The organism is Pseudomonas sp. L5B5 (genome assembly GCF_020520285.1).
GTDB lineage: Bacteria > Pseudomonadota > Gammaproteobacteria > Pseudomonadales > Pseudomonadaceae > Aquipseudomonas.
The window spans coordinates 5,413,274-5,429,435 of record NZ_CP084742.1; the positions used below are offsets into that span (position 1 = coordinate 5,413,274).

Consider the following 16,162-nt stretch of genomic DNA (forward strand, 5'->3'; position numbering starts at 1 on the left):
AACGAGTGTCCCTGATCGCTTCTGACCACTTCCGCATCGTTGTCGGCCTCGGCAAGAGCGGCATGTCCCTGGTTCGCTTCCTGGCGAACCGGGGCGTTGCCTTTGCAGTGGCCGACACGCGGGACAATCCACCGGAACTGGCCACGCTGCGCCGTGACTATCCGCAGGTGGAAGTGCGTTGTGGCGAGCTGGACGTGGACTTCCTGTGCCGTGCCGATGAGCTCTACGTGAGCCCCGGCCTGGCCCTGGCGACTCCTGCCCTGCAGGCGGCGGCCGCGCGGGGTGTGAAGTTGTCCGGAGACATCGAGCTGTTCGCGCGTAACGCGAAGGCGCCGATCGTTGCCATCAGCGGTTCCAATGCCAAGAGCACCGTGACTACCCTGGTGGGCGAAATGGCTGTTGCGGCAGGCAAGCGTGTCGCCGTGGGCGGCAACCTCGGAACCCCCGCACTGGACCTGCTCGGCGATGATGTCGAGTTGTATGTCCTGGAGTTGTCCAGCTTCCAGCTCGAAACCACCGACCAGCTTGGGGCCGAAGTGGCCACTGTGCTGAACGTCAGCGAAGACCACATGGATCGCTACAGCGGCCTGCCGGCATATCACCTGGCCAAGCACCGGATCTTCCGTGGCGCCCGGCAGGTGGTGTTCAACCGTCAGGATGCCCTGACCCGGCCACTGGTCGGTGAAGGCCTGCCGTGCTGGAGCTTCGGCCTGGGTGCACCGGACTTCAAGGCCTTCGGCCTGCGCGAGGAAAATGGCGAGAAATACCTGGCTTTCGAATTCCAGAACCTGATGCCGGTACGCGAGCTGAAGGTCCGTGGAGCGCACAATCAGTCCAATGCCCTGGCGGCCTTGGCCCTGGGGCATGCGGTAGGCCTGCCGTTCGATGCCATGCTCGCGGCCCTGCGTACCTTTGCCGGCCTCGAACATCGCTGCCAGTGGGTGCGAGACCTGGATGGCGTGGGTTATTACAACGACTCCAAGGCCACCAACGTTGGCGCTGCCCTGGCAGCCATCGAAGGCCTGGGAGCGGATATTGCCGGCAAGATCGTGCTGATTGCCGGTGGCGACGGCAAGGGTGCCGACTTCCGTGATCTGCAAGGACCCGTGGCAAGCCATTGCCGAGCCGTGATCCTGATGGGTCGTGATTCGCAGCAGATCGGCGAAGCCATTGGCGAGGGCGTACCGCTGATTCGTGCCAGCTCGCTGGGCGAGGCGGTGGAGCAGTGCCGTTCGGTTTCCCAGGCTGGGGATGTCGTGCTGCTGTCGCCTGCTTGCGCCAGCTTCGACATGTTCAAGAACTACGAGGATCGTGGCCAGCAGTTCGTCCGCATCGTGGAGGCACTGGCATGAACCTGAGAAACATCATCAAGCCTTACCCTTCGCCGATTATCACTGGACGAGGCGTCGACCTCGACTTCCCGATGCTCGCCGGCTGCCTGACGCTGCTCGGGCTCGGGCTGATCATGATCGCCTCGGCATCCACCGAAGTGGCGGCGGCCCAGTCCGGCAGCGCCCTGTACTACATGATCCGGCACCTGATCTACATCCTGCTGGGGCTGGGGGCCTGCATCGTCACCATGATGATCCCCCTCGCCACCTGGCAGCGCCTGGGTTGGCTGATGCTGATCGGCGCCTTTGGCTTGCTGGTGATGGTGATCATTCCGGGGATCGGCCGCGAGGTGAACGGGTCGATGCGCTGGATCGGCTTCAGCTTCTTCAACGTCCAGCCTTCCGAGATCGCCAAGGTGTTCGTGGTGATCTACCTCGCGGGTTACCTGGTACGTCGCCAGAAAGAAGTACGTGAAAGCTGGATGGGGTTCTTCAAGCCGTTCATCGTGCTGTTGCCGATGGCGGGCCTGCTGCTGATGGAGCCGGACTTCGGCGCCACGGTGGTGATGATGGGGGCTGCGGCGGCGATGTTGTTCCTCGGCGGCGTCGGCTTGTTCCGTTTTTCGCTGATGGTGCTGCTGGCGGTGGCGGCGGTGGTGCTGTTGATCCAGATGCAGCCCTATCGGATGGCGCGCCTGACCAACTTTGCCGACCCTTGGGCCGACCAGTTCGGCGCGGGCTACCAGCTGTCCCAGGCCCTGATTGCCTTCGGTCGCGGCGAGTGGCTGGGCGTGGGCCTGGGCAACAGTGTGCAAAAGCAGTTCTACCTGCCTGAGGCTCACACCGACTTCGTGTTCTCGGTCCTGGCCGAGGAGCTGGGCGCCGTGGGTTCGCTGTGCACCGTGGCCTTGTTCGGTTTTGTCTGCATTCGCGGGATGTACATCGGCTTGTGGGCCGAGAAGGCCCGGCAGTTCTTTGCCGCCTACGTCGCCTATGGTCTGTCGTTCCTCTGGATCGGCCAGTTCCTGATCAACATCGGGGTAAACGTCGGCCTGCTGCCAACCAAGGGGCTGACCCTGCCGTTCCTGAGTTATGGCGGCAGCTCGCTGGTGATCTGCTGCGCCTGCCTGGGGTTGTTGCTGCGTATCGAATGGGAGAGCAGGACCCACCTGGGCAGCGAGGAGATGGAGTTCAACGAAAGTGACTTTGCCGAGGAGCCGACCCATGGGCGCTAACGTGCTGATCATGGCAGGTGGCACCGGTGGCCATGTGTTCCCGGCGCTGGCCTGTGCCCGTGAGTTCCAGGCGCGGGGCTACACCGTGCACTGGCTGGGTACGCCTCGGGGAATCGAGAACGACCTGGTGCCTGCGGCGGGCCTGCCGTTGCACTTGATCAACGTCACCGGCTTGCGCGGCAAGAGCAAGCTGTCGTTGCTCAAGGCGCCTTTCGTGCTGCTCAAGGCGGTGCTGCAGGCGCGGCGGATCATTCGCCAGCTCAAACCGGTCTGCGTACTGGGTTTTGGTGGTTATGTGACCGGGCCTGGCGGGGTCGCCGCCAGACTGTCTTCGGTGCCGGTGGTCGTTCACGAACAGAACGCGGTTGCCGGTACCGCCAATCGGCTGCTGGTGCCGCTGGCTGCCCGAGTCTGCGAAGCTTTCCCGGACACCTTCGGGGCCTCCGGCAGTCGCCGCACCACGGGCAATCCGGTACGCACCGAACTGTTCCTCGACACACCGCGCGAGGCCCTGGCCGGACGCAAGGCGCGTTTGCTGATCCTGGGCGGAAGCCTGGGCGCAGAGCCATTGAACAAGCTGCTGCCGGAAGCCTTGGCACAGGTCGCCCCCGAGCTGCGTCCGGAGGTGTTCCACCAGGCTGGCAAAAACCACGACGGGGTGACTGCAGAGCGCTATCGCGCGGCTGGCGTCGAGGCGCAGGTGCAGCCCTTTATCAAAGACATGGCCCAGGCCTATGGCTGGGCCGACCTGGTGGTCTGTCGCGCAGGTGCGTTGACCGTCAGCGAACTGGCTGCCGCCGGTCTGCCTTCGATGCTGGTGCCTTTGCCCCATGCGATCGATGACCACCAGACTCGCAATGCCGAATATTTGGCTCGTGAAGGTGCTGCCTTCCTGATGCCGCAAAGAACGACTGGCGCAGCGGACCTTGCCGCACGCCTGACAGAGGTTTTGATGCAACCAGAACGACTCGACAACATGGCTCGCGCCGCACGCCAGCTGGCCAAGCCCGAAGCAACCCAGGACGTGGTGAATATCTGCCTGGAGGTGGCCCATGGTTGAGAACCAGAAAGCCATGCCGCAGCCGGAAATGCGCCGTATCCGCCGTATTCACTTCGTCGGTATCGGCGGGGTGGGCATGTGCGGGATCGCCGAGGTGCTGCTGAACCTGGGCTACCAGGTGTCTGGCTCCGACCTCAAGGCATCGCCGGTCACCGAGCGCCTGGAGTCCTTTGGCGCGCAGATTTTCATCGGCCACCGCGCCGAGAACGCTGCCAATGCCGATGTGCTGGTGGTTTCCAGCGCCGTGAACACCTCCAACCCGGAAGTCGCCACCGCTCTGGAGCGGCGTATTCCGGTAGTGCCGCGTGCGGAGATGCTCGCCGAGCTGATGCGCTATCGTCACGGTGTTGCCGTGGCCGGTACCCACGGCAAGACCACCACCACCAGCCTGCTGGCCTCGGTGTTCGCCGCTGGCGGCCTGGACCCGACGTTCGTCATCGGTGGTCGGCTCAATGCCGCGGGCACCAATGCACAGCTGGGCACCAGCCGCTACCTGATCGCCGAAGCCGACGAAAGCGATGCCAGCTTCCTGCACCTGCAACCGCTGGTCGCCGTGGTCACCAACATCGACGCCGATCATATGGCGACCTACGACGGCGACTTCAACAAGCTGAAGAAAACCTTCGTCGACTTCCTGCACAACCTGCCGTTCTATGGTCTGGCGGTGATGTGCCTGGACGATCCGGTGGTGCGCGAGATCCTGCCGCTGGTCAAGCGCCCGACCGTGACCTATGGCTTCAGTGAAGAAGCCGACGTGCGCGCCATCAATGTTCGCCAGCAAGGCATGCAGACCTTTTTCACCGTGCTGCGCCGCGACTGCGAGCCGCTGGATGTATCGGTGAACATGCCGGGCAACCATAACGTGCTCAACTCCCTGGCAACCATTGCCATCGCCACCGACGAAGGCATCAGCGATGAAGCCATCGTCCAGGGCCTGTCGGGCTTCCAGGGCGTGGGCCGGCGCTTCCAGGTCTACGGCGAGCTGCCGGTGGAAGGCGGCAACGTGATGCTGGTGGATGACTATGGTCACCACCCGACCGAAGTCGCCGCGGTGATCAAGGCCGTGCGTGGTGGCTGGCCGGAGCGCCGTCTGGTGATGGTCTACCAGCCGCATCGCTTCAGCCGTACCCGCGACCTATACGACGACTTCGTGCAGGTGCTGGCCGATGCCAACGTCTTGCTGTTGATGGAAGTCTACCCGGCCGGTGAAGAGCCCATCCCGGGCGCCGACAGCCGCCAGCTGTGCCACAGCATCCGCCAGCGTGGCCAGCTGGATCCGATCTACATCGAACGTGGCGTCGATCTGGCGCCACTGGTCAAGCCGTTGCTGCGCGCTGGTGACATCCTGCTGTGCCAGGGTGCCGGTGATATCGGCGGCCTTGCGCCAAAACTGCTCAACAGCCCGCTGTTCGCCGGCGCTGTGGCCGCTGGCAAGGGGGCGAAATGATCGCTGCCTACGCCAAGCTGTTCTCCACCGTGAAACCGAGCGATTTCGGTCGGGTTGCCGTGCTCTACGGCGGCAAGAGCGCCGAGCGCGAAGTGTCGCTGAAGTCCGGCAAGGCCGTGCTAGAAGCCCTGCAGAGCGGCGGAGTGAACGCCTTTGGCATCGATGTCGGCGACGACCTGCTGCAGCGCCTGCTGAGCGAGAAGATCGATCGTGCCTTCATCATTCTCCACGGTCGTGGTGGTGAAGACGGCAGCATGCAAGGCTTGCTGGAGTGCCTGGGGATCCCCTACACCGGCAGCGGCATCCTCGCTTCGGCCCTGGCCATGGACAAATTGCGCACCAAGCAGGTCTGGCACAGCCTGGGGATTCCGACCCCACGCCATGCGGTATTGGGCTGCGAGGCCGACTGTATTTCCGCGGTGGCGGAACTGGGCCTGCCTTTGATCGTCAAACCGGCCCATGAAGGTTCCAGTATCGGTATGGCCAAGGTGACCACCAGCTCCGAGTTGATCGAGGCATGGAAGGCGGCCAGTACCTACGACTCGCAAGTGTTGGTCGAACAATGGATCCAGGGTCCGGAGTTCACCATCGCGACCCTGCGTGACCAGGTGCTGCCACCCATCGCCCTGGGCACCCCCCACACGTTTTACGACTACGACGCCAAGTACCTGGCTTCCGATACCCAGTACCGGATCCCGTGCGGCCTCGAGAGCGACAAAGAGCAGGAACTCATGGAGCTCACGGCCAAGGCCTGTGAGGCGCTCGGTATCGCCGGTTGGGCGCGTGCCGATGTGATGCAGGATGCCCAGGGGCAGTTCTGGTTCCTGGAAGTGAATACCGCTCCGGGCATGACCGACCACAGTCTGGTGCCGATGGCCGCCCGTGCGGCCGGTCTGGATTTCCAGCAGTTGGTATTGGCCATCCTGGCGGCCAGTCTTGAGGCGCGAGGTTAAGTCCATGCAAGGCGCATCGGTTCGTCATCAGCCACCCGCACCCGGCCGCAAGCCGGTGCCGCGGGGTGCCAGCCGAATGGTGGCCAAGGAGCCAATGTCGGTGCGCCTGCCGAAAGCCAATTTCGGCTTTCTGAAAAGCCTGTTCTGGCCCGTGATGCTGGTGGCCCTGGGCTTTGGCACCTACGAAGGCGCCCAGCGCCTGCTGCCTTATGCCGACCGGCCGATCACCAAGATCGCGGTACAGGGGGACTTGAGCTACATCAGCCAGCAGGCGGTGCAGCAGCGGATCGCGCCTTACGTCGCGGCGAGCTTCTTCACCATCGACCTGGCGAGCATGCGCACCGAACTGGAACAGATGCCCTGGATCGCCCATGCCGAGGTACGTCGGGTATGGCCGGACCAGGTGGTGATTCGCCTGGAAGAACAACTGCCCGTGGCCCGCTGGGGTGACGAAGCATTGTTGAACAACCAGGGCCAGGCCTTCACCCCGCGTGAGCTGGCGAACTATGAGCACTTGCCGCAGTTGTTCGGGCCGCAGCGGGCCCAGCAGCAAGTGATGCAGCAGTATCAGGTGTTGAGCCAGATGCTGCGACCGCTGGGTTTCTCGATTGCCCGTCTGGAACTGCGCGAGCGTGGCAGCTGGTTCCTGACCACCGGAGCCGGCAGTGCCGGGCCGGGGATCGAGTTGCTGCTGGGTCGCGATCATCTGGTGGAAAAGATGCGCCGCTTCATTGCCATTTATGAAAAAACGCTGAAAGAACAGATCACGAACATCGCACGCATCGATCTGCGTTATGCCAACGGCCTGGCCGTCGGCTGGCGCGATCCAGCGGCACCCACGACGGCGCAGCCCGCCGTCGCGAAGAATTAAGAAGAGGCAGGACCATGGCAAATGTGCAAAGCGGCAAAATGATCGTCGGCCTGGATATCGGCACCTCCAAGGTGGTGGCGCTGGTAGGCGAAGTCGCGGCCGATGGCTCGCTGGAAATCGTCGGTATCGGCACCCATCCATCCCGCGGCCTGAAGAAGGGCGTGGTGGTGAATATCGAGTCCACGGTGCAATCGATCCAGCGCGCAGTGGAAGAAGCGCAACTGATGGCCGGCTGCCGGATCCACTCGGCATTCGTCGGCGTGGCGGGCAACCACATTCGCAGCCTCAACTCCCACGGCATCGTGGCGATCCGCGACCGCGAGGTCAGCTCCGCGGACCTGGAGCGGGTCCTGGACGCAGCCCAGGCGGTGGCGATTCCGGCGGACCAGCGAGTCCTGCACACCTTGCCGCAGGACTACGTGATCGATAACCAGGAAGGCGTGCGCGAGCCGCTGGGCATGTCCGGCGTGCGCCTGGAAGCCAAGGTCCACGTAGTGACCTGTGCGGTGAATGCCGCGCAGAACATCGAGAAGTGCGTGCGTCGCTGTGGCCTGGAAATCGACGACATCATCCTCGAGCAACTGGCTTCGGCCTATGCGGTGCTTACCGACGACGAGAAGGAGCTGGGCGTGTGCCTGGTTGATATCGGCGGCGGCACCACCGACATGGCGATCTTCACCGAAGGCGCTATCCGCCATACCGCGGTGATCCCGATTGCCGGCGACCAGGTGACCAACGACATCGCCATGGCCCTGCGGACCCCGACCCAGTACGCCGAAGAGATCAAGATCCGCTACGCCTGCGCCCTGGCCAAGTTGGCCGGCGCTGGCGAGACCATCAAGGTGCCGAGCGTCGGTGATCGTCCTCCGCGCGAGCTGTCGCGTCAGGCCCTGGCCGAAGTGGTCGAGCCACGCTATGACGAGCTGTTCACCCTGATCCAGGCCGAGCTGCGTCGCAGTGGCTACGAAGACTTGATCCCGGCGGGCATCGTGCTCACCGGCGGCACTTCGAAGATGGAAGGTGCGGTGGAGCTGGCCGAGGAAATTTTCCACATGCCGGTCCGCCTGGGCGTACCCCACAGTGTCAAGGGCCTGTCGGACGTCGTGCGCAATCCGATCTACTCCACCGGTGTCGGCCTGTTGCAGTACGGATTGCAGAAGCAGTCCGACGGCATCCAGTTCTCCGGCATCGGCAATCGCGACAGCTACAGCAGCGATGAACCCAAGGCGGCCTTGCTCGATCGCATCAAGAGCTGGGTTCAGGGCAACTTCTAAGAAGCAGTTTCAAGCGACAAGCAGTAAACGCAGTAGGCAGTAGGCAGTAGGCGAAAAACTAGAGAATGAAAGGAGAGGGAAAATGTTCGAACTCGTAGACAACATCCCGCAAAGTCCGGTAATCAAGGTTATCGGCGTAGGCGGTGGCGGCGGCAACGCGGTCAATCACATGGTCAAGAGCAACATTGAGGGCGTGGAGTTCATCTGCGCCAACACTGATGCTCAAGCGCTGAAAAACATCGGCGCGCGGACCATCCTGCAACTGGGTACCGGTGTGACCAAGGGCCTGGGTGCAGGTGCCAATCCGGAAGTCGGCCGTCAAGCCGCCCTGGAGGACCGCGAGCGTATCGCCGAAGTACTGACGGGCACCAACATGGTGTTCATCACCACTGGCATGGGCGGCGGTACCGGTACCGGTGCGGCGCCAATCATTGCTGAAGTGGCCAAGGAAATGGGCATCCTCACCGTCGCGGTGGTGACTCGTCCGTTCCCGTTCGAAGGCCGCAAGCGCATGCAGATCGCCGATGAGGGCATCCGCGCGCTGAGCGAAAGCGTCGACTCGTTGATCACCATCCCCAACGAGAAGCTGCTGACCATCCTGGGCAAGGATGCAAGCCTGCTGTCGGCCTTCGCCAAGGCAGACGACGTGCTGGCCGGTGCCGTTCGCGGTATCTCCGACATCATCAAGCGTCCAGGCATGATCAACGTCGACTTTGCCGACGTACGTACCGTGATGAGCGAAATGGGCATGGCGATGATGGGCACTGGCTGCGCCAGCGGTCCTAACCGTGCACGTGAAGCCACTGAAGCGGCCATCCGCAACCCGCTGCTGGAAGACGTGAACCTGGAAGGTGCACGCGGCATCCTGGTGAACATCACCGCCGGTCCTGACCTTTCCCTGGGTGAGTACTCCGACGTGGGTAGCATCATCGAAGCCTTCGCTTCCGAACACGCCATGGTCAAGGTCGGTACCGTTATCGATCCGGACATGCGTGACGAGCTGCATGTAACCGTAGTGGCTACCGGCCTGGGCGCGAAAATCGAGAAGCCTGTGAAGGTCATCGACAATACCGTCCAGACGTCCATGTCCGCCCAGTCGCAAGCGCCAGCTCCTGCTCGCCAGGAACTGCCGTCGGTGAACTACCGTGACCTGGATCGCCCGACCGTCATGCGTAATCAGGCGCAGTCGAACGCGGCGACCGCGGCGAAGCTGAATCCGCAAGATGATCTGGACTACCTGGACATCCCGGCATTCCTGCGTCGTCAGGCCGATTGATGGAATGTATCAGGGGTATTAGGGTGATTGGTGTTCAGCAAAGGCATGGTCTGCTATTATCGCCAGCCTTTGTTGATACCAGTTCGCAATTTGCGCTGAAGCGGCCCAAGCCATGATTAAACAACGCACCCTGAAGAATATTATCCGTGCCACAGGTGTAGGCCTGCACTCCGGGGAGAAGGTATACCTGACCCTCAAGCCTGCGCCTGTCGACACCGGCATTGTGTTTTGTCGTGCCGACCTGGACCCTGTGGTGCAGATTCCTGCTCGCGCGGAAAACGTTGGCGAAACCACCATGTCGACCACTCTGGTCAACGGTGACGTCAAAGTGGACACGGTGGAGCACTTGCTCTCGGCCATGGCTGGCCTGGGCATCGATAACGCCTACGTCGAGCTCTCCGCGTCCGAAGTCCCGATCATGGACGGTAGCGCCGGACCCTTCGTATTCCTGATTCAATCTGCTGGCCTCGAAGAACAGGACGCAGCTAAAAAGTTCATCCGCATCCTTCGTGAAGTGACAGTGGAAGACGGCGACAAGCGCGCCACTTTCGTACCTTTCGATGGTTTTAAAGTGAGCTTCGAGATCGATTTCGATCACCCGGTTTTCCGTGACCGCACCCAGAGTGCAAGCGTGGACTTCTCCAGCACTTCGTTCGTAAAAGAAGTCAGTCGCGCCCGTACCTTTGGTTTCATGAGTGATATCGAGTACCTGCGCAAGCACAACCTCGCACTCGGTGGCAGCGTGGAAAACGCCATTGTGGTCGATTCGGATGGCGTACTGAATGAAGACGGTCTTCGTTACGAAGACGAATTCGTCAAGCACAAGATCCTGGATGCAATTGGTGACCTCTACCTGCTGGGCAATAGCCTGATAGGCGAGTTCAAAGGCTTCAAGTCGGGCCACGCACTGAACAACCAGCTACTGCGCAAGTTGATTGAGCAGAAAGATGCCTGGGAAGTCGTGACCTTCGAAGATGCCAGCACTGCACCGATCTCTTACATGCGTCCCGTTGCGGCCGTGTAAGTAACTCTCTCTTTCCTTTTGTTTTGAAGGCCATCCCCCCGGATGGCCTTTTTTTATGCCCGTGATAATCAGGCTCTGGACCTGGAGCAACCGTGGGACATGTTGGAAACCACTCGATTGCGTCCACTGGACTTGGCCTGGTATAGCGCCTTGTCGGCATTGCTCACCCAGTCCTCCTGGCGGGTGCCAGCATCGCCTGACCAGGTATTGATGCCGATGCTGACGGTCAAGGGCACGGCGTGTTCGGTCACGGCCGGCAGCGCTTCGATGCTGGCGCGGATCTTCTCGGCCATGAGCGAGGCCCCGGCCGTATCGGTGCCGGGCAGGATCACCGTGAATTCCTCGCCGCCATAACGTGCCGCCAGATCCGTCGGGCGGCCCACGCAGGCGGCAATGTTCTGCGCCACCAGGCGCAAGGCCTCATCCCCCAGCGGATGGCCGAAACGATCGTTGAAGGACTTGAAGTGATCGATATCGATCATCAACAGCGACAGCGGCTGGAGCGAGCGCTGAGCCCGGGCCCATTCGTTTTTCAGGGCCAGGTCCAGGCTGCGGCGATTGGCCAGGCCGGTGAGGGGATCAACAGCGGCCAGGCGCAACAGTTCCTGTTCGGCGCGGTGGCGACCCCGCAGTTCGCGACACAACAGCCAGGTCAGCCATAGCAGGGCAATGCACAGTACTCCCGTGGCACCGCTGACCAGCAGCGCGGTGCGGCGCCAGGAGCTGAAGACCTCATCGATGGACAGCGCGACAATCACGATCAGCGGCAGGTCGCCCACCTGGGAAAAGGTATACAGCCGATGTGTCTTGTCCACGCTGGACACGCCGCTGAAGCTGCCATTGCCTTCTTGCAGGATGCGTACGAAGTTGGGGCGATTGCTGAAACTCTTGCCAATCAGGTCGTCCGCCAGGGGCGGTTGCTGGGCGAGCAAAAAGCCATCGCGGCTGATCAGGTTGATCGTGCCGTTGCGGCCGATGTCCAAATTCTTGAACAGCTCATTGAAGTAGCCCAGGCGCATGGCCGCTTCGGCTACGCCGATGAACTCACCATTCTCGTTGCTCAGCCGACGACTGAAACTGATCCGCCAGTCATGCTCTGCAGTGCGGGCGCGAAACGGAGGGCTGATCTTCATTCCCGGGTCCGGATCGTCGATGTGCGGCCGAAAGTACTCGCGATCGGCGAAATTGCCCTTGCGAGGCACGACCGAAGCCGAGTCGGCAACCACATCGCCGTGCTTGTCCAACAACAGGATATCGCCTTTGTACGGCGCGGCGGTGGCTCGGTCGAACAGCGCCAGATGACGGATGGGCGCCGAAACGTCCTTCAGGTCGTTGCGTTGCGCTGCACTGATCAGCCCCTTGAGGGACAGGTCGTAGAGTTCGACGTTGCGCAATACGTCGGCGTCGATTAGTTGCACGATATTGTTGGCGGCACGGGTGGCGGCCTGTTCGGCGGCCCCGTGTTCACGGATCAGCAGGGAGGTGACGATACCGAGAATGGCCACGACGGTCAGTGAACTGACCAGGACCAGCAGACGTTCAGGATTTGACGCGATTGTCCCTGTGCGGGGTGTCGCACTGCTCACGCTCATGATTTTGACTTCTGCTACGTCGACGGATTCAAGTCTAGTGTGGACGTGGGCTAAAGAAATCGGTCACGTCTGCGCGCTATATAAATCTCGCCTGAACAAAAGGCCAGCAAAACCTGCTGGCCTTTTGTTTGCAGCCCCTTAGAACACGTTGATCGGGTAGTCGACGATCACCCGGTATTCATCGGTGTCGTTGTCCAGGGCGCCGTAGCCGTTGCCGCCACGGTTGGTAGCCCACTGCAGGCGCACAGCCAGATCCTTGGCCTTGCCGCCTTGCACCACATACTTGATATCCAGGTCGCGCTCCCAGTGCTTGGCGTGCTTGCCATCGGCGCTGTACCACTTGGCATAACCACGGCTGCCCGGATCGACCTTGGTCAGGTCCAGTTCGCCGCGCGAGTAGGACAGGCCGGAGGTCAGGCCTGGCAAGCCGAGGCCGGCAAAATCGTAGACGTACTTGAGCTTCCACGAGCGCTCGTTCGGGCCGTTGAAGTCCGAGTATTGCTGGGAGTTGTCCAGGTAGATGCTGTCGCCTTGGTTGATGTAGTCGAACGGCGTGTTGCCGTTGACCCGCTGGTAGGCCGCGGTGACGCTGTGGCTGCCCACGCCAACGGTCAGGTGCAGGCTGTAGGTGTTGTTGTCGATGTTGCCCAGCAGGGCCTGGCCGGTGTCCTGGGTGTGATAGAAGTGCAGGCCCGGGTTGAGGCTGACCAGTTCGTTCACCGCGTAGGTGTAGTCCAGATCGTAGTAGTACTGGTTCCAGATGTCCTTGAGCTCGGAAGCGTAGAGGCTGCTGGTCAGTCCCGGCACTGCGCTCCAGGCCACCCCGGCCCAGTTCAGATGTCGGCTCTTATCACTGCTGGGCAAGGTGCCGTAGGCGGTGCCAATGCGTTTGTGGCCGCTCTGGTTGTAGAGCTTGGTGAAGCTGGCCTGGCCACCCTCGATCAACCAGCCGTCGAAGCTGTGGTTGGCCAGGCTCACGCCACGGAAGGTCTGGGGCAGCATGCGGCTCATGCCGCCGGCGATCACCGGGTTGTTGAGGAACAGGTCGCCAGCCTTGAGTTCGGTATCGAAGGCACGCATTTTCAGGGTCGCGCCAGCGGTGGAGAACGATCCCGGAGCTTTGCCGCCGTCACTGCCGCTGCCGCTGATCGGCAGGATGCTCGAGCCATCGGTGCCGCCACCGCCGTCCAGCTTGAGGCCGAGCATGGCATTGGCATCCAGGCCGAAACCCACGGTGCCTTCGGTGTATCCGGATTCAAAGACCCCGAGGAACCCTTGGCCCCACTCGATGTTGTCATCGTTGTGCTGCTGGCGGTTGCGGTGCATGTAGTAGTTGCGGGCGTTGAGCTTGAGGCTTGATCCAGCGACGAAACCCTCGCTGGTGCCTTCTTCGGCGGCGTGTCCCAGGCTTGGGATCGTTGCAGCGATTGCAATGAACAGCGGGCTGACCTTCAGTGAAGTCCTGAACAACGTGTAGCTCCTTTGGTGGGTGAAGATGATTTTTTATTTTGAATTCGGTTGTCTCTTGTTCTGTACATGACGAATGTGCCGAGGATTTCTCCACGACAAAAAAAAGCCGCTGAAGTCAGCGGCTTTAAGACAACTCACTTCGGGATTGAACCCGCAGAAGTTATCGAGGGAAACGAGTCGGTGTCGCGAATCAACTGTCTTTGCGGGCATCAGCCTGGCTGTGCTCGGCAGTGATCTTCTGGGCTTGCTGACTGTTCTGCTGCTGGGCGGCCTGGGCCATCTGCGCTTGTTCGAAAGCGGCGGCGCGTGCGGCATTGCGAGCGACGAAAGCCTGGGATTCCTCGGCCATGGCAGCCGGGGCCACGAACAGGGAAGACAAAACAAACGCGCTGGCGATACCCATACTGTTGGACATTTCTGAAGACCTTCTTGCAGAGCAAGTTCTATTCGGTGCGACAAAAATATAACCACGACCCGCCTGGAAAAAGAGCCGAACAGGATAAGGACTGTTACCAAAAAAACAACAGTCAACAGGATGATGGTTGCAATATTTTGCAGCCAGCGGTCAGCACCGGGCGCTGGCCGCGCAATTCACAGGGGCAGATGCAGGCCGAAGGTATTGATGCCCTGGTCGCTGTGCACGAAGACGTCGCCCCCGTGCATCAAGGCGATGGCCTTGACGATGGCCAGGCCCAGGCCATGGTTGGCCCCGCTGTTGCTGCGAGAAGCATCCACCCGATAGAAACGCTCGAACAACCGCGGCAGGTGCTCGCTGGCGATTTCCTGGCCCGGATTGCTGACGGCGATTGCCACCTGTTGCTCCTGCAACTCGATGCGCACGCGGATCACTTCCCCGGCAGCCGTGTGCTGCACGGCATTGCTCAACAGGTTGATCAGGGCCCGGCGCAGGTGGGCGATCTCGATCCGGACCTGGGCATCGCCTTCGACCTCGACCCTGACCTGGGCATCCTCGAGGATGAAATCCAGGTAGTCCAGGGTGGTCGCCACCTCCGTGGCCAGCGAGGCGCTGGTGAGCTTGGTGGCCTTGCTGCCCTGGTCGGCGCTGGCCAGGAACAGCATGTCGTTGACGATCGTGCGCAAGCGCTCCAGCTCTTCGAGGTTGGACTGCAGCACCTCGAAATAGTGTTCCGCCGAGCGTCCGCGAGTCAGGGCGACCTGGGTCTGGCCGATCAGGTTGGTCAAGGGCGAGCGCAGTTCATGGGCCACATCGGCATTGAACGACTCCAGGCGCGAGTAGGCCTGCTCGACTCGCTCCAGGGTGGAATTGAACGAATTGACGAACTGGTTCAGTTCTGGTGGCAACGGAGAGAGCTGCAGACGCCCGGAGAGCCTGGGCGGGGTCAGGCGCTGGGCCTCCTGGGACAGCTTGATCAGCGGCTTGAGGCCGATCCGTGCCACCCAGTAGCCCATGGCCGAAGCCAGCAGCACGCCGGCGATGGCCAGGCCGATCAGGGCCATCAGCAACTGATGCTGGGTCTGGTGGAAAGTGTCGGTATCGATCGCAATCAGGAAGCGCAGGGCCGGCCGCTGCTCCTTGGCCGGCAACTGGCTGACCAGCACCCGCAGGGGATAGGGATGGTCGTTCAAGGCCAGGTCGCGCATGCCCAGCGGGCCCTGGGCGAAGGCGCGGAGGCGCGCATCGGGGTTGCCGTACTCATAGGCGGGATCGCCGCTGATGGCCCAGAAGCGGATGCGCTTGTCTTCCTCGCTGAGCAGCTTGAGCTTGGCGTTGATCTTGGCCCAGTGCTCGGGATTGCCGTAGCGGGTCAGGGCCGACTCCAGCACGCTGTAGCGCGCGTCCAGTTCGGCTTCCGGCAGCAGGCCCAGGCCCTTGTCCACTTGTTGATAGAGGGCGGCACCGATCAACAGGAAGACCAGCAGCGCCACCAGGGTGAACAGCCCGCTCAGGCGCAGGGCGATGGAGTTACTCGCCACCGCGGCTCTCCAGTACATAACCCATGCCACGGATGGTGTGCAGCAACTTGTGCTCGAAAGGACCGTCGAGCTTGGCCCGCAAGCGCTTGATCGCCACCTCCACCACATTGGCATCGCTGTCGAAATTGATGTCCCAGACCATCTCGGCAATGGCGGTCTTGGACAGGATTTCGCCCTGGCGCCGGGCCAGCACGCTGAGCAGCGAGAACTCCTTGGCGGTCAGGTCCAGGCGAGTGCCGGCACGGCTGGCCTTGCGGCTGATCAAGTCGATCCACAGGTCGGCGATGGTGATCTGTACCGGTTCGTGGCCACCGCTGCGGCGGGTCAGCGCCTGCAGCCGGGCGACCAGTTCGAGAAAGGAGAACGGCTTGCCCAGGTAGTCGTCGGCGCCGTCGCGCAGGCCCTTGACCCGGTCTTCCACCCGTTCACGGGCGGTGAGCATGATCACCGGGGTCTGCTTGCGAGCACGCAGGGCCCGCAGCACTCCGAAGCCATCCAGGCCAGGCAGCATCACATCCAGCACAATCACGCCGTAGTCGCTTTCCAGGGCCAGGTGCAGGCCCTCGATGCCATCCCGGGCCAGGTCCACGGTATAGCCTTGTTCGGTCAGCCCGCGATGCAGGTAGTCCGCGGTTTTTTCTTCGTCTTCGATAATCAGAACGCGCATGACCCG

General features: G+C 62.0%; 14 protein-coding genes. 9 read left to right on the forward strand and 5 right to left on the reverse strand.

The annotated features are described in order from the left end of the window. The first annotated feature begins 5 nt into the window (after positions 1-5). The 9 genes from murD to lpxC all read left to right on the forward strand — a co-directional run bounded on the left by murD (position 6) and on the right by lpxC (position 10,471). A complete protein-coding gene (gene murD, locus LGQ10_RS24870; protein WP_058437379.1) occupies positions 6-1,352 on the forward strand; it encodes a UDP-N-acetylmuramoyl-L-alanine--D-glutamate ligase in 1,347 nt (448 codons plus the stop codon). Then, the gene (gene ftsW / locus LGQ10_RS24875) at positions 1,349-2,566 is read left to right on the forward strand and encodes a putative lipid II flippase FtsW (RefSeq protein ID WP_058437378.1); all 1,218 of its coding nucleotides are present in this window, start codon (positions 1,349-1,351) and stop codon (positions 2,564-2,566) included. The genes murD and ftsW overlap by 4 nt, the downstream gene beginning before the upstream one ends. After that, positions 2,556-3,626 (forward strand): undecaprenyldiphospho-muramoylpentapeptide beta-N-acetylglucosaminyltransferase, encoded by a 1,071-nt coding sequence (gene murG, locus LGQ10_RS24880; RefSeq protein ID WP_226523502.1) that lies wholly within the window; start codon positions 2,556-2,558, stop codon positions 3,624-3,626. Before ftsW ends, murG begins: the two co-directional genes overlap by 11 nt. Further along, complete coding sequence (gene murC / locus LGQ10_RS24885; protein ID WP_226523503.1) at positions 3,619-5,073, forward strand: UDP-N-acetylmuramate--L-alanine ligase; 1,455 nt, start codon at positions 3,619-3,621, stop codon at positions 5,071-5,073. The genes murG and murC overlap by 8 nt, the downstream gene beginning before the upstream one ends. Then, positions 5,070-6,026: a D-alanine--D-alanine ligase gene (locus LGQ10_RS24890; protein WP_058437376.1), complete on the forward strand. Its 957-nt coding sequence runs from the start codon at positions 5,070-5,072 to the stop codon at positions 6,024-6,026. Before murC ends, LGQ10_RS24890 begins: the two co-directional genes overlap by 4 nt. 4 nt (positions 6,027-6,030) lie before the next feature. After that, complete coding sequence (locus LGQ10_RS24895; RefSeq protein WP_226523504.1) at positions 6,031-6,897, forward strand: cell division protein FtsQ/DivIB; 867 nt, start codon at positions 6,031-6,033, stop codon at positions 6,895-6,897. Between the two features lie 14 nt (positions 6,898-6,911). After that, positions 6,912-8,171, forward strand: coding sequence for a cell division protein FtsA (gene ftsA, locus LGQ10_RS24900; protein WP_058437374.1), 1,260 nt, complete (start codon positions 6,912-6,914; stop codon positions 8,169-8,171). An 82-nt stretch (positions 8,172-8,253) separates the two neighbouring features. Beyond that, positions 8,254-9,447: a cell division protein FtsZ gene (ftsZ, locus tag LGQ10_RS24905; RefSeq protein ID WP_058437373.1), complete on the forward strand. Its 1,194-nt coding sequence runs from the start codon at positions 8,254-8,256 to the stop codon at positions 9,445-9,447. A gap of 112 nt (positions 9,448-9,559) precedes the next feature. Beyond that, positions 9,560-10,471, forward strand: a complete 912-nt coding sequence (lpxC, locus tag LGQ10_RS24910; protein ID WP_011063304.1) for a UDP-3-O-acyl-N-acetylglucosamine deacetylase — start codon at positions 9,560-9,562, stop codon at positions 10,469-10,471. A gap of 68 nt (positions 10,472-10,539) precedes the next feature. Here the strand turns inward: lpxC and LGQ10_RS24915 are convergent, their stop codons facing one another. The 5 genes from LGQ10_RS24915 to LGQ10_RS24935 form a co-directional block, all read right to left on the reverse strand. After that, positions 10,540-12,063, reverse strand: coding sequence for a sensor domain-containing diguanylate cyclase (locus tag LGQ10_RS24915; protein ID WP_226523505.1), 1,524 nt, complete (start codon positions 12,061-12,063; stop codon positions 10,540-10,542). Between the two features lie 138 nt (positions 12,064-12,201). Further along, positions 12,202-13,533 (reverse strand): OprD family porin, encoded by a 1,332-nt coding sequence (locus LGQ10_RS24920; protein ID WP_226523506.1) that lies wholly within the window; start codon positions 13,531-13,533, stop codon positions 12,202-12,204. A 190-nt stretch (positions 13,534-13,723) separates the two neighbouring features. Then, on the reverse strand, positions 13,724-13,948 hold the full coding sequence (locus LGQ10_RS24925) for a hypothetical protein (RefSeq protein ID WP_058433715.1): 225 nt from the start codon (positions 13,946-13,948) through the stop codon (positions 13,724-13,726). A 176-nt stretch (positions 13,949-14,124) separates the two neighbouring features. Then, positions 14,125-15,489: a heavy metal sensor histidine kinase gene (locus tag LGQ10_RS24930; RefSeq protein WP_226523507.1), complete on the reverse strand. Its 1,365-nt coding sequence runs from the start codon at positions 15,487-15,489 to the stop codon at positions 14,125-14,127. Continuing rightward, positions 15,479-16,156 carry a heavy metal response regulator transcription factor gene (locus LGQ10_RS24935; RefSeq protein ID WP_058433713.1) on the reverse strand — a complete coding sequence of 226 codons (678 nt, stop codon included), beginning with the start codon at positions 16,154-16,156 and terminating at the stop codon, positions 15,479-15,481. Before LGQ10_RS24935 ends, LGQ10_RS24930 begins: the two co-directional genes overlap by 11 nt. Positions 16,157-16,162: the final 6 nt, after the last annotated feature.